The sequence below is a fragment of the Clostridium sp. AF50-3 genome (assembly GCF_003477445.1).
Classification (GTDB): Bacteria; Bacillota; Clostridia; order Lachnospirales; family Lachnospiraceae; genus Otoolea; species Otoolea fessa.
This window is the reverse complement of the sequence record NZ_QUDH01000001.1, coordinates 70,619-85,619: the sequence shown is the minus strand read 5'-3', so window position 1 is coordinate 85,619 and position 15,001 is coordinate 70,619. Positions and strand designations below refer to the sequence as shown.

The 15,001-nt window shown below is 50.6% G+C and carries 12 protein-coding genes; all 12 read right to left on the bottom strand.

The annotated features are described in order from the left end of the window. Positions 1-4: 4 nt before the first annotated feature. Positions 5-3,583 (bottom strand): DUF5717 family protein, encoded by a 3,579-nt coding sequence (locus DW085_RS00395; RefSeq protein WP_118490634.1) that lies wholly within the window; start codon positions 3,581-3,583, stop codon positions 5-7. A gap of 585 nt (positions 3,584-4,168) precedes the next feature. Beyond that, positions 4,169-4,465, bottom strand: a complete 297-nt coding sequence (locus tag DW085_RS18855; RefSeq protein ID WP_147353903.1) for a hypothetical protein — start codon at positions 4,463-4,465, stop codon at positions 4,169-4,171. Then, positions 4,408-8,040, bottom strand: coding sequence for a hypothetical protein (locus DW085_RS00385; RefSeq protein WP_118490632.1), 3,633 nt, complete (start codon positions 8,038-8,040; stop codon positions 4,408-4,410). Before DW085_RS00385 ends, DW085_RS18855 begins: the two co-directional genes overlap by 58 nt. Positions 8,041-8,081: 41 nt before the next feature. Further along, positions 8,082-9,044, bottom strand: a complete 963-nt coding sequence (locus tag DW085_RS00380; protein ID WP_118490630.1) for a prepilin-type N-terminal cleavage/methylation domain-containing protein — start codon at positions 9,042-9,044, stop codon at positions 8,082-8,084. Positions 9,045-9,125: 81 nt separating this feature from the next. Then, positions 9,126-9,797: a type II secretion system protein gene (locus DW085_RS00375; RefSeq protein WP_117795685.1), complete on the bottom strand. Its 672-nt coding sequence runs from the start codon at positions 9,795-9,797 to the stop codon at positions 9,126-9,128. A gap of 11 nt (positions 9,798-9,808) precedes the next feature. Beyond that, the gene (locus tag DW085_RS00370; protein WP_147341923.1) at positions 9,809-10,234 is read right to left on the bottom strand and encodes a hypothetical protein; all 426 of its coding nucleotides are present in this window, start codon (positions 10,232-10,234) and stop codon (positions 9,809-9,811) included. Beyond that, entirely contained in the window at positions 10,224-11,087 is an 864-nt protein-coding gene (locus DW085_RS00365) for a hypothetical protein (protein WP_117795689.1), read from the bottom strand. The genes DW085_RS00370 and DW085_RS00365 overlap by 11 nt, the downstream gene beginning before the upstream one ends. 3 nt (positions 11,088-11,090) lie before the next feature. Then, positions 11,091-11,786, bottom strand: coding sequence for a hypothetical protein (locus tag DW085_RS00360; protein ID WP_118472854.1), 696 nt, complete (start codon positions 11,784-11,786; stop codon positions 11,091-11,093). Then, positions 11,783-12,412: a hypothetical protein gene (locus DW085_RS00355; RefSeq protein WP_118490628.1), complete on the bottom strand. Its 630-nt coding sequence runs from the start codon at positions 12,410-12,412 to the stop codon at positions 11,783-11,785. The genes DW085_RS00360 and DW085_RS00355 overlap by 4 nt, the downstream gene beginning before the upstream one ends. A 12-nt stretch (positions 12,413-12,424) precedes the next feature. Further along, on the bottom strand, positions 12,425-13,486 hold the full coding sequence (locus DW085_RS00350) for a pilus assembly protein PilM (RefSeq protein WP_182430721.1): 1,062 nt from the start codon (positions 13,484-13,486) through the stop codon (positions 12,425-12,427). Positions 13,487-13,499: 13 nt separating this feature from the next. Further along, positions 13,500-14,276 (bottom strand): A24 family peptidase, encoded by a 777-nt coding sequence (locus DW085_RS00345; protein ID WP_117795694.1) that lies wholly within the window; start codon positions 14,274-14,276, stop codon positions 13,500-13,502. Positions 14,277-14,394: 118 nt separating this feature from the next. Continuing rightward, positions 14,395-14,928, bottom strand: coding sequence for a type II secretion system protein (locus tag DW085_RS00340; protein WP_118490624.1), 534 nt, complete (start codon positions 14,926-14,928; stop codon positions 14,395-14,397). Positions 14,929-15,001 lie beyond the last annotated feature (73 nt).

The following is a 15,001-nucleotide window of genomic DNA, read 5'->3' as shown; positions in this document are numbered from 1 at the left end:
TTCCTCAGGCGATCGGGAAAAGTGCGCTTACCGCCGCATCTCTCTTCTGGTACTCCCGCATCTTTTCCCGAAGCGCCGTCTCGTTATTTACTTTTAAAGAAAGACTCATCTCATTGAGCGCCGCAAACCGGCTTTCCCGGCTGCGTCCCGGAATCTCCCGGCAGGAAATCTCTCCCTTTTCTTTCGTCTTCCGGACGCCGTCCTCTTCCTCTTCGATCTGATATTCCAGCGTCTCGCCCTCAAAAATCACCTTTTCACGGATGTAAATATCCCGGTAAACGAGACGCATTTCCTCATAGTGGAACTCTTCCTCCTGCGGCAGAATCCGCAGCCGCAGATACGGGCGCACCGCCCGGTTTCCGTGATACTCGATGATTTCTTTATCTAAAATATTGCCCGGGATATGGATAAACCGCGCCAGATCCTTAAAATAGGCAAAAATCATACCCGCATCTAAAAGCACATCCACCACCGACTGGCACAGGCGCCGCTGTTCCTCCGAAAGCTCCGGCAGCGTCGCATAATACTTTGTCAGCGCCAGCAGATAAATATCCGGGATCCGCTCCCGATCAGAGCTTCCCTGCACAGCACCCTCCAAAAATGCGAACACCTTGTCGTCCGTCGGACGGTTTTCCAGAAAATATTCCACGCTCTTGACCGTGAAATACGCGCGCACGATATTTTCCCCTGTTTTCTTGCGTGACGCATAAAGCTCGAACACCCGGTCTAACTTTGCTGTATTGCCGGTAAAGAGCATCTGCGCCACCAGCCGTTCCTCCAGATCGTACGTCTCCACCCGGAGCCGCAGCCCCTGCATCAGGACGCGGTACATCTGATCCACCGTACCGTTGAAATGTTCGCAGAGATAATCGAGAATCACACTGTCCGGCTTCTCGTGTTCAAAGACATACCAGGTCAGATAAAGCAGGTGGTCATCCCGGTCAAAGAGATTTTGAAGCAGCATTCTCCCGCAAAGCCGCAGCAGCAGATTGACCGGCAGACCTTCCAGACCATACCGGCACACCATCTCATACGCCTCGCTGAAATGCCCGCACCGGATCAGCGTCCCGCAGACGCCGTTTCTCTCATCCCGCGTCAGCTGGTCCTTGTCAAGGCTCAGAAGGTAGGAAACACTTCCATCCTTTTTCGCATCCTCAATCCCATCCGCCATCCTCTTATAATACCGCACGATCGCTGACAGCACCTTTGCCCTAAACAGCGGGTGCAGCTCCATCTTCTGATCCGCGTGCTCCAAAAGGATCGCATCGTCCCCGGTCAGCACCTCCTTGCGGCAGGCTTTTGCACACGCATTCATAAAGAGGAACGGATGCATCGGATTCATTTCAAAACAGGTCTGTAAAAGTTCCTCCATATCCGTAAATACCGGCTGGATGGCGCAATTTACCCGCGCATACCGCGTCTCATTTTCATCCTGGAATAGAACCAGATCGCGCTCCGAAAACAGCGGCACATACGCCGTGCCCTCGTTCAGCACATACGCGTCCTCCGTCATCTGCTCCTCATGGCGCACCACCACGTATTTCATCGCCGGTTCCCGGCATTCTACCCGGCAGGATTTCAAAATCCCCGGCAGGACACGCGCCATCTGCGTATCGATCAGTTCCGGATAGATCAATTTCCGGTACAGGACCGCCAGGGCACCGTCTATCCGTTCCTTGAAAAGCTGATCCACCGCAAACTCTTCCATCGCCCGCTCGTACATCCGGTAAATATCCGAATCCGGCGTTCCATATGTAAGAAGGTTCGCATAAAGCTTCGCCAGTGACCCCGCATCTAAATTTGCCGAATACGAAAAGTATAAAAATACCTCACGCGACATCAGGCGGTCATAATTCTCCGGCATCGCATATAAATAATATTCATACAGGCGCGTCAGACTCAAATCTGCCTCCAGCGCCCGGCTATACCATTCAAAACAGGCTGTCTCCCGGCAGTCTCCCCGAATCAGCATTGCACAGAGCGCCTCCAGAATCTCCGTCTCCGGATACAGCCCGTAAAGTTCCGTCAAAAGGCGTCTGTAAAACTCCCGGTACGAACGGGACGCACGCATCACCCGGACCGCCGCCAGTGCCAGCTCGCGGCTGATGATTTTCCGGCGTGCCCCATAGTACAGGGCATGAAGCTCAAAATTGCCCGCATTGTCTAAAAGGATCGGATCACTCTCCAGAAGTTTCAGTCCCGCCGCATAGAGGAATGGGCTGTGACAGCCATCCTTAAACTCCTGCTCCATGCTGATCAGCACCGTAACCGGATTTTTCTGCAATTCCTCATCCAGACGCAGAAGCATCAGATAATAAAACAGGCTGCTGCCCGTCTCCTCCGACGCATACTGCTGCAGCAGGCGGATCAAAGTGTCCTTCTGCTCGGCATTGCCGGTCAGCGTCACGTACAGATAGCGGTACAGGCAGTTAAGCTTCCGGTCGCCCGATATTTTAAGCGCCGCCGAATCCTGCAGCTCCTTTAAAATCGTCTGCGCTTTCTCACGCCGATCAGTCAAAAGGTATAATTCCGCCTGCAAAAGCCGCAGTCCCGCATCATAGTGCGTCATTTTCATCAGATCCAGCTCCCGCTGCATCTGGTGAACCGCCTCCGCGCCGCCGATCCCATTTTCATACGCCAGACGGGCAGTCAGATAATTTCCAAGCTCTTTCTGGAATGACATATGTGCCCGGTCGCATCCGCCCGCATCGGCAGCCGACGCCTCGATCGGAATCCGCACGGTTTCTCTGGCAGTGTGAATCAGGACGGCACCGAAATTTTTTCCGGCATGCAGCCGCTCCGCCAGAATCCGTACTGGAAGACGGAGCAGACCATCTTCAAAATCCGCCTGCGTCGCACTCTTCTTCGGCAGATGGAGAAACTCGCCGTCTGCCGTCACCTCCAGGTACACACTGCCCCAGTTATCCATCCGGATCTCGATGGTGTCCTCAACGCTTTCAGCCAGATCGGTATATATGCGCGCCTTGCCCGGGATCGTCAGACTGACCGGCTTTTTCACGCCCAGTCCAACTAGAAATTCTTCCATAAAATTCGCCCGGCTGCCGTGTCCTTTCAGGCCGTCATAGAGTGCCCGCACATGCAAATCCTGCATAAACGGCACTTCCACAAAATCCGGGTACTCCAAAAGCCGGAGCGCCGTCTCCATATCATTTTCCGCGACGTGCAGAAAATCTTCCGCCGTTTTCAGATCACCTAAAGTCTTCCCGGCGTCTGCCACCTCGACGTGAAACTCATACGGAATCTCCTCTTCCCCGCAGTTTGTCACCAGATAAAAAGAACCCGTGATCGTGTCGCCTGCCGTCAGGAACGAGGTGTCCACCTCATATACGATCCGGCACCGGAGTCCGCCAAACGAATTGTTATCCCCTGGAATCCGCACCCGCAGGTTCGAGGAATACACAAATCCCTTCACACTTAATCCATTTTCGCTCCCGATCCATAAATTTCTCTGCATCAGGGTATTCATCCGCAGCGTCTCGTCTATCTTTTCAGGCGACCAAGTCATCTTCGGCTGTTCCGAATCGATGATTCCCTTCGCCAGCCGGTTAATTCTCTCTTTCATTCCTATCACCTGCCGTTTCATTATCCTGTCCCGGTAACTGCTTTGTCTTCCCACAGTTCCGTCGGTTCGAAATCTCGTACCTTATATCATACCATATTTTGTCTGCATTTACATCAGGGAATTGGAGAATTTCGCTGATTGCCCATCCGGCATTTTTTTCAAGTCGAACGTCCGTGAGACTTGGCGCGTGATTCTGGTCAGCGAAGCTGACATATTCGTTGCTGTTCACTTATACTGTTCTCAGCAACGGGATTTTGCCGATGCTTCGCATTCCAAATCGGCAAAATCTGCTGCCAGAGCTGTATCGTACGGAATTTTCAGTTCAGAAATTCCTATATGCAAGTAAAACACTTATTCTGTGCAGAATCACTGCGCATCCTCGCGGAGCGTTTATCTCAGTCGGAGACCCAACTCCCACTGAGACAAATTTGCTATTACTCACCACCTGAAGAGGTGGGAGTCTTCTCGACTGAGATAAAAACAAGCGCTATCCTGCCTGCCGGGCAAAAATTTGATGGTTCCGCCCGGTATGTAAAATAGCGCCTGTTTCCAGTTTTCAATCGTTTTCTAATTTTTCTTAATTTCCTAATCCCAGTCGCCCACATACAGGCGTGTGCCAGTCTGCCAAACTGTTGGTTCATAGATCGTCCAAATTGGATATGGATATGCTTTTCCTTGCAGAGAATCATCTATTACAATCGTCTGATCAACGCCATTTGTGCCTGTTTTGGAGGACAGGTCAGCGGCACTCGTCCTAGTAATACTGGAATAGCTGCCCTTTACAGAGCTGCCGTCCACATAAGGTACACCGATGATTGCGTCGCTTAGCTTTGGCAGATACCAGCATTCTTCCGGGACCGAAAGAATGTGGCGTCCGGCCACCACCACCAGATATCGTTCAACAGGCCAATATAGTGTCCAAGGAACATTGAGGTTCCAGCCGCTTTCACACTTCCTGTTGTATAGCAGTTCGAAAGAACCAGTTTTGCAGAATCATATTTTCCAAATAAACCACCTGCGATGGCATTATATGTTTTTCCACACACATCCGCTGCACTGAAACTCCGTATTACCGAAATCGGACCATACATCCTTCCCACCAGACCTCCGGCACACCGGCCGCCTGACACATTCTTTCTATCTGACAGCACTTCCGCACCACTTTCCGTATAACCGTAAGGGCGGTTCCGTCCGCCGACATAACTGTTTTCAATGCTGAATTCTTTCCCGGCAGTTCCGCCATTCTGGTTGTTTTTCAGATATCCATACAAACCTCCAGCGGTTTCAGTTGTATCCACATATCCAGAGAAGAAACTGTTTTCCAGCTTCATCTGACCAGAGCTCTCGGCAAAGCCGACCAGACCTCCGCTATCATCAGTTCCCTGTATCCGTGCATTTTTTCCTGAAACATATACGTGATTCATCACTAAATCACTTACTTTTGCCTCCCCGATCAAGCCTCCGGTTTTTCCTCCGCTTATTTGCAGCGTCGGTGCATCTACAACTACATGTTCGAGTGTCAGACTGCCATTATTCGCGCTCCCAACCACCGCGCCTGTTGCCATAGTTCCAGAAATCCGGGACTTTTCTCCATATATATGGATATTTTTAATCGTTAGATAGCTGTCCGCCGAAGTACCTGCCTGTGCCACTAGCCCTGCTGTATTCTGCTCCTGACAGGAAATGTCCGGATCCTTCAGATTCAAGTTTGATATCGTCAGATGATCCGTCTTCTGAAACAAAGCTGCACCATCCCGGGCAACAGGAGTTATCTTTAACCCTGCAATCGTATAGCATTCACCCAGTTTTGCTTTTTCTTTCTCATCCACTTCCGCATTATAAGAGATAATATCCGGGTTGTTAATCGGCCAGAAACTTCCACCTACATAATTGGAATTTCCCGGACTGTAGATCGTCATATTTCCGTACGCAGCTTCCACCTCTTTGCAATACGCTTCCGTCTGTGAGATAATCGAATCATCCTCCTGCCAGAGAATATTATCAGTCTGGATAACCCGTGTAATCTTTAATCCCCCATAGTCTTTTCCGCAGAAATTCAGATTCTGCAGATGACGCCCATTGGCAACCTTAACCGTATAGGTATCCGTTCCATCATCATTGGGTTCAATTACATCGGCAAAACAACTGTTGAACTTATATGAGAGCCTTGTATTTTCTGTCGGTGGATAGCCATCCTCGCTCAATTTTACGGTAACATTTTCTCCATTTATGTAACCGCCCGGCTGATAACCTTCCCCGGTACCCAGACTACAGAAATTTCCACCCTCGCGTGATAAATCATCCAGATAGAAACGCAATTTCAACTTTTTCTCTTCCGTTATGCCTATTTCAAAACGATTTACCCTGTTTTTGTCGGCAAATCTCGTCCAACTGCCATTTGCCTCATTTTTTACACAGCTGGCAGCTTTCTCTTCCGTATCTACAAAGCAAAATTTTGATCCCATTCTCAGAGTATTTTCCTGCAAATCACCCGTATTGACTTGGAGAACATACCACATCGTTTTACCGCTCAATTCGCCGGTAATCGAAAATATCAGATGTATTCTCTGATTTTCTTCAAGCGGAGACGGAGAGACATAATCGATATACAGCCTGTTTCCAGTATGCAGCGCCTCTTCGTTCTCTTCCTTGTCCCAGTCCCCGACATGGTTATTCAGAAACCAGGAAAATCCCTTTGAAGCGTTCTGCGCAGCAAGTTTTTCCGCTACTTTCTGGATCGTCGGCATGGGATAAATCGGTATTTCTGCTTTCTTTAATTCTGGATCATAGGGATATGTATTCTCGCTGTCTGCACCCGTTCCCTCAGCACCAAACAGTTCTGAAAGTTCTTCTGCGTATGCGAGCACATATTTCTCATTCACCTTACTGCACACATAACAGCCCGGATAAACTGATTTTTTGTTTGTTCCCGTACCGCTCGTCTCCGACGGCAGCCTTCCATCCGTTCTACTTGCATAATCATAGAACGCAACAAACGCAGGTGCTTTCATCGCCGGATTCTCTGTTTCATCCGCTGCCGTTCCGCTTCCATCCTCCGTTTCATCCGATTTTTCCTCAGCCGTCGGCGAATACACCGACGCCGACACATATGTATTCGCTATCTGACTGTCTGCCGGAAGCTGTGCGGCGAGACCTCCTGCGAATCCGCCGGTATATGCCGCTACATTATAACGTCCGGTAAGATTCTCAAAGGCTGCATTGGCATTTGCCCCATTCCCCGGTTTCTGGGATGTGTCAAACTTCTTGTTTGCTGTATGACCGCCGACATAACAGCTCTGAATCTGCACCGTGGGACCGCTTGCGGCGGCTGCAGTTGATGCTTTCTCAACAGTTCCGACCAGACCGCCGGCGTACATGCCTTCCACATAGAGTGCCGCTGCGCTGTCGGTCAGAGAAATTTCCCCCTTTGCCGTGCCGATCAGGCTGCCCGCCGTTCCCTTTAAAGCGCGGATCCGGTATTTGCTTTCTTCCTCCTGCTTCAGATCTGCCGCTTTTTCTGTGCTGCTTCCCAGCTTATCACGGAAATGATTCTCCGCCAGTGCATCCTGGACGGTCAGAGTGACGCCCTCAAATGTGCCCACCAACGCACCGGCAGAAGCGCCGGTCTGCTCTGCCTGTACCTGCGGATATTCAATCTGCACATTTTTAATTTTCACCGTTGCCAGATTCGTAGTTCCCCGGGAATCCGTTCCCGGCGTCACCGCACCAATCAAAGCGCCTGCACTCGCCTTCGTCCGGACCACCGGCTGGCAGATCAGCAGGTTTTTAACACTCATATCCTGTGTTACCGTTCCAAACAGTCCACCCGTCCCATCTACTGCTGTGATTGAACTTCCCGCCGTTTTTCCTACCTGCAGACCATCGATCCGGTATGTATTTCCCTGATAGTCCAGTGGATACGGCAGACTAAGCGGAAGATAGCTTCCCGCCTCCGTGATATATGCCTGTGCCGTCGGGTTCGTCCGATCTGCATTCGTTTGATCCGTCACCCGGTAGGCAATCGAGATGGTTTCCGCATTCTGATTCAAAAAATTCGAGCCAAATGCCGTATGCAGCTTCGCCACATGTCCGCAGTAACCGCTCTCGTCCGCAATATTTTCTCCCGCTTTCCAGGTCAGATCACTATTCTGCATCGCCGTAACCGTTTTGGATGTAGTCACCGCCCCAGTGTACAGCTGATCCGGATCCCAGCCTGAAACCCGCTCATCCAGATTTTCCAGATGGCGGAAGCTGCCAATCTCCGCGCTTCGGTCCGTACTGATCGATGCAAAGAGGCTGCTGCCGGATTCTATATTGCTCGTTTTAACCTGCGAAAGCGCTTCATTGTTGAAAACCTGCGCGTACACAAAGATATTTTCGCCCGGAATAAAGGAGGCAAAACCTCTTTCATCCTGCTGAAATATCATATCCGTCTGTGCCGGCTGGTTGAAATCCATAAATTTGAATCCTGTACTTGTGCCCGTGCCGGCTGGCGCCGCTATGTCATCCAGAATGACTGATACGTTCCATCCGAATTGCCCGAAGCTCCGGACACCTTCGCCACACGCGCCGAGCGGCTGGTTTCCGGGGGATTGATCTCGATGTATCCGGTTGTACCGCTCTTTTCTCCCTTTACAAACAGACTCAGTGAATGTTCATTTTTATTCGGATCCTCGATTTTTGCATATAAAATATCATCATTCACCAGTTTCACTGTCGGCGCCTCGAATTCCTCCACCGGCAGTTCCGGGACTTCCAGATTTCCTGATGCGTAATATCCGATCGGCAGTTTCTGATCCTTATAATTGGAGTTAGCTCCCGTAAACCGCTCCCGTTTTCCGGCATCAGACGCCGCCGCCAGAAGTGCCTCGCTTCCGATATCCGTCTGCACAAACTGATAACGATCCGAATACCACACCTCGCGGACCAGTCCTGCCTCCGGATCATAGAAAATAAGATAGCTCCCGTCTCCACGGACGGTCTCATCAATCGATCCAAACGGAAGAAGGCGCTGCCGGATCTCCTCGGTCACATTCGCAGATGCCAGCGCCATCTCACCGCCAGACTCTTCTTGTTCCGATTCAGGCTGCCCTGCCTGTTTTTCCGGCACATAGAGAACCCCGTAGATATTTCCCTCTTTCTCCTCCGCCAGCACTGTATTATCTACCGAAATTCCCAGCTTTGCCTGCTTTTGATCGTCTGAAAATTCCCCCTGTGCCTCCATATGGAGCAGACGCGGAATCGTCCCACTGGAGACCTCCAGTGTCAGATGATTCTGCGCCGCCAGAAAGATCTCCTTCGCCGTCTGATCCATCTCCAGACGGCGGAGCTTTCTTTGGTAATGAATCACCGCAACAAAAGAAAGACTGGCAAGAATACCGACAATCGCAATCACCGTCAAAAATTCCGCCAGTGTAAACGCCGCCCTTCTCTTCTGTTTGTTCTGTCTCTTCTGCTCCATCTGTCCTCGTTCCTCTTTTTATTGTAACTGTTCAGTACCTTCACAGTCACGCGCAGACCTGCTGAACAGTTAGTTTTTATTTTATTTCTGATCCAGATTGACTGCACGCACGGTCAGGTTAATCGGCTTTACCACCGCTTTCCGGGAAGTTCCCATCGTATCTTTTTTCCGGTAGATCGCCAGATTTTGAACCGTAAAGCATGCTGTCTCCTCCGAATAGGTATAGCCGTCAAATGCCGTATAGTATTCATCCGAAATCGCCGCCTGCGTCAGCAAGGATATCTTATTATACGCATCATCGTAAGTATAATCCCCATACCATTTTTCAATGCCCGTGCCAGACCAGTCTGTCGCACTGAAGTGCAGCCACAGGTGGCTGTTTCCACTCCGCAAAAGAGGTGTTACCAATTCTCCTGTTGCGGAAGTCCCGGCAGAATTTTTCACTTCCAGCGCATTCGCAAATTCATCGGTCATCAGCTGCGCCGTGAGCGACAGCGCCTGCTCTGCATCTGCCTGTTCCTGCGTCCTCTGGTAAACATTTTTTACCATCATCACGCCGCCTCCAAGCACCGTGCCGATCATACCGAGAATCACAATCGCCGCCAGAAGCTCCGTCAGCGTCATACCGTTCTGTGACCGGAGTTTTTTCTGACATACTGAAAAGAGCTTCCGGTGACCCTTGGATGCCGTCTGTTTCTGCTGCCTGCAATGCCTATTTCTGCATCTGCGGCATTCACATCTCTCCTGTCCCATCTCTGTCTCCTCTATCGGTATCTGTAAAGCAGCTCTTGTAAGTTTACCTCTTCCTCTTCTGCATCCGAATCAGCCTGGCTCACATACAGCACGATGGGATACTGTCCCGTCCGGTAATTCGTCTGTGTGCCTGTCTGGTAGGCATTTGACGCCAGGCTTTTCTTCATGCCGCCGGTTCCAGATGCCTCCAGCTCCAGAACATATCTGCCCGACGCCTGTTTCGCTGTCCGGTTGTTCTCCAGCTGATTGCGGCTGTCATAATAGCTCGCCATCTGCTCTTCGCCCTGCCGCAGCATCCTGCCGGACGCCAGAAATGCACTCAGAAACATCGTCATTCCCAGTGCAATCACAAGAACCGATATCAGTACCTCTGTCAGTGTCTCGCCCGTATTGGCACGCAGCTTTCTTCCAGCTGCCCATTTCATTCTACTTATCATTCTGCAGCAGCTCCTTCTCTATTGTTCCGTTCTGCCAGCGGATCGTCGTAATGATGGTCGTCGTCGTGATCGTGTAGGAATCGTCGTCGTCCGATTCGTCGTCATCGCCCCGTACTGTGACCGTCTTATGCTCGGAGCTATGTGCTGCTTCCAGCTCCAGCCGTTTCTCGCACCGCTCTTCCTTCCTGTCATCCGCCGTTACTGTATCTGAGATAACCGCCTTGATTTTATAATCATCCGCCATCCACAGACGTACACTGGTCTTTAACGGGTCAATCGTGTCCCCGGTCGTTCCGTCTTTCTTCACTGACAGGGTAAAATCTTTGTACGCCATTTCTTCCTCCGACGCATCGTCCCCGTCTGCCAGCTTCCGATACTCATTATTTCTATAAATATCCACGATCAGTGAATCGAGAATCGCGCTATTCCCACTCTCTGGGCTTGACAAACCCGAATCCGTTCCATAGAACTTCTGCCACGACGCCTCATTATCCGTGTTTTTCCAGCTGCCGACGTAGTAGCAGTAAAAATCATCCTTATCGTTTTCCTCGTCTTCCCGGCTGTCATGCACGATCACTTCCTTGATCTTGACTATATTTTCCGTCTTCTGCAGTTCATCCCGCAGAAATACCGCCGCCGAGTCCACCGCATACCGCTTCTGATCTTCTCCCGGAAGATTCCGGATCTTACCAGCCGATGCAGAGGCGGACGCCAGAATGATCGACGCGCCCACCCCGCAAAACACAAAAAACAGGAGCGCCGCCATCAAGCTGGCGCCATCCTGATTTTTCATACAGCTGAAAACCCGCTTCCAGATTTCCGGGTGTTTTTCACTGTTCTCTGCTTTTTTCATGCTTTATTCTCCCAGCGCCGCCTCTGCCGCTGTCTCAAGGTCCGAACGCTGCAGGTTCGACACATCCGCATTCGCCAGTCCCGACGGTGCCTGCGTTTCCTCCGGTTCCAGATCCAGACCTTCTTCTGATTCCGCATCGTATCGGGTCTCAAAATAAGTCAGCTGGAACGTCACTGCTACCGGGTGGATGCGGATATCCTTTAACTCTTCATCTTCCAGATCTTCATCATCTTGAATGCTCAGATCCTCGATCAGGCAGCGGTATGATCCTTCCACTACCTCATGAAGCATCGAAACAGCGTGATCAAACGAATCTGCCGTAAAAGAAATATTCATCGCACGCCGGATCTGCATCCCATCCACCTTCGGTTCCGAATACTGGAAGCTGAAATTATACGCATCTGCAAAAATGCGGTTCAGCTCTTCCGTCTCTTCCTTAAAATGATTGTAAGCCGGAACCATCGGCGCATTGGATGCCTTATTTTCCTCTATCTCCTTCTTCATCTGCTGGATCTGCTTCGACTTTACCTGCTCCATCTGGATCTGTGCCTCCAGATCCGTCGTATCCGCCGCCTGGATCCGCCTCTGCACCGGAAGATAGAATCCGGCATAGTAGCCCGCCGCGATCAATATGATTACAAACAGAAGCAGTACAATCTTCTGCGTTCTTGATAAGATATATTTCTTTAACGAATTCATTGTTTTTCTCCGTCCTCTTCTGGTACGTTAAAAAATACAGTCATCGACACGCCCACCGGTTTGGAAGCCGCAAGAACCCGCTCCTCCCCCTCTTTCTGAACCGTCTCTTCCAGAGACGCCGTCACATAGCGTGCATCCGGATCCGCCTCCGCATCGCGAACCAGCTCCGGAAAGGAGGAACCATTGGGAATTCTTCCCTCTAATGCCATCTGATCGGAGGTGATCGAAACCGTCGAAACGGCCGTCAGCGGGAAAATCTGTGATTTCAGCGAATCCAACATCTTTCTCCGGTCTGGAAGCTGTCTCTCTTCCTCATTCAGGTACCCATTTCCATAATGTGCGTATTCCGCCTGAACCTCACTGTACACCTCGTTGGACTTCTGAAGCGCCGAAAGCTGCTGCTCAGTCGCCGCATAGACTGCCTCCGCCTGGTCTGCCTTTCTCAGAAGACGCACCACGCCAAACTGCGAAAACCCATAAACTAGTCCCATAAATACGACAAACACACCCAATTCTGCCGCTATCTTTCCTTTTTTAACCTGCTTCTGATACAGATTGATGCGCCGTTTTTTCGGATACTTCGGACCGCCAATCTGCATATTCGCGATTGATTTTAAATCAGCCACCGCTCTTCCTCCTTATGCAAGTAATACACCGTATGCCTGTGGGCTGTCGATCCACTCGTCTTCCTCATCCAAAGAGACCTCCGGCAGAAGCTCCGCCACACTCCGCACCGGCAGATCCAGCGTTTCTTTCAGCGCATCAATCAATTCCCCGTATCGTGCGCCTCCGCCGCAATAATAGAGGCTGTCGATCGTATTATTCACATTGTTGAAGCTATAAAAGTTCAAAACTCGCATGACCTGGACGGCGCGGGTCCGGTACTGCTCCTCCAGCACAGCCGCCATCTTTTCTTTGTCGGTCTCCTCGCGGTTTTCTTCCTCCACCTCAATTCCCAGTTCCTGCATCTTGTTCTTATCTCCCAAACGGATCTGCTCGATCTCCTCACAGCCCGGCTCCATGGTACGGGTAATATCATAGATCCCATGGCGAAAGAAATGGATCCGCAATGCTTGGGTTCCCAGATCGAGAATCGCATAGTCTTTCACAGTTTCCGATTTTTCTGCCCCCTCTGCGTTCTCTTTTTCTTCCTTTTTATGAGGTTCTGCATTCAGCTTTGTCTCCAAAGCCTTCTTCTCATCCGCCATTCTCTCTTCTGCATATTCCAGAATCCATTCCAGTCCCAGCACGGCCGGAACCAGACCGACCAATTTCAAGTGTGCCATCTTGGCCAGTTTTTCAAATTGCTGCGACAGCTCTTTCGTACACGCCGCACCAATCAAATCCATTTTTTCCTTATCCGCATGGATCATCGCATAATCAAAGACGTACTTATCCATCTCGTTTCCGATATAATCATGGAACTCATATGGAAGATTCAGCCGGAGCTGTTCCTCCGTCATCAGCGGCAGCTCAAAGCGCCGCACATACGCATCCTCCTGCCGGATGACAAACACGACGTTCCGGCAGCGGATCGCATACTCCTTCAGCAAATCCTTTATTAAATCCGCATATTGACGCATATCGTTCCGGTCGATCCCCTCGACCCGTTCGCTGATAAATTCGCGAAGCTCGCCTTTTTCCGCATATGCAATCTTGATACGGTAATGTCCAATCTCAATTCCTAAACAATTCTTCATCTCTGCACTCCCTTTAAAAGAGCCCTGTATACCATTGTGTCCATATATCTCCATACAGCAGCATACAAAAACATGCCGCCGCAATCGCCGGTCCGAACGGAATTTTTTCCCTCCGACCGATGACAGAACCTGCAATTCCCAGCACACAGCTGAGAATCAGGAAAAATAACACCTCCCAGGCGGAACGCATATACAGTCCTGTCACAAAAAAAAGTTTTACATCGCCGCCCCCCAGGCTTTCTTTTCCGGTCAGGCGGTCAAACAGCAGGGAAAGTGCCAGCATACTGACAGCCAGTCCGGCACCGGTCAGAACTCCCCTCAGCATCTGTCTTCCCGGTTCCGGTAAGCCCAGCGCCGTGCCGAAAAAGATCAGGATTACGGCTATCTGAAGCCGGTCCGGTATGATCCACGCGTGCAGATCTGTGAGTGTCAGACATAAAAGCACCATCCAGAGCAGAATTCCCCGCAGTGCCAGCACCGAGACATCGTACCGGTACATAATCAGGCAGCATGCAATTCCTGAGACAAGTTCCGTCCAGAATGCCTCCGCCGGGATCTTCGCCCCGCAGTAACGGCACCTGCCCCGCAGGCACAGCCATGAAAAAAGCGGTACCAAATCCAGCACTCCCAGCACATGACCGCAGGCATCGCAGTGGGATCTCCCTTTCAAAACGGACGTTCCGTTTAACATCCGCCCTGCCAGACAGTCAGTAAAACTTCCGAGCGCACAGCCGAGGATAAATGTTATGGTTAATATGTAAATCGTTAAAAATGTGGTTTGATGCAGCATCAATGGAATATCTCCTGTCCGTATCCATGTTCTGTCTGTTTGTAAATCCCCAATGTTTTATATCTTCCAAGATATGTAAAACGCTATCTTTATCTTAAAACGCCCACTTTCATTTCTTTTACTTGGCACCAAATCCCGGCTTCGGACCAAATGGATTCTGGTCGGTTCCCCCAACTTCATTTCCCTCATAGAAAGGAGCGGTCTGAAGCGGAGACGTATTCGCATATGGATTAGCCGCCGGATTTCCGATGTACACCAGAATATCTGTACACGGTGTCTTGGCTTCCATCGCCGTCTTCCGGTATTCCTGCCCCAGGTCATTTACCTTCTTTGTTCCACTTCCCTGTGCATACTCAATGTGCGCGTTCTCTCCCTCTGCCTGACAGACAATTTTTCCTTCTTTTACATTGTACCGGTAATAGCGGTATTGCTTCCGCGGCTGGTTCTCGTAACGTTCCAGGCTTTCCTTGCTTCCATACAGCATCGCCACGGCCGCTGCCTTCGCCGCACGGACATTCGCCTGATTGGCTACGATGACCGCTTTTTTCCGCTGTGCCGTAAAAATCGGAATACTGATCGCCACCAGAATCCCTACGATCGCTATCACCACCAGAAGTTCTGCCAGTGTGAAACCGTGTTGGTTCTTTTTCATTTGCTCACCCACTTTTTATCAAAATGACCTGCTGACTTTGTTTTGATTCGTGCGTTGCAGGTCACGCTTATGT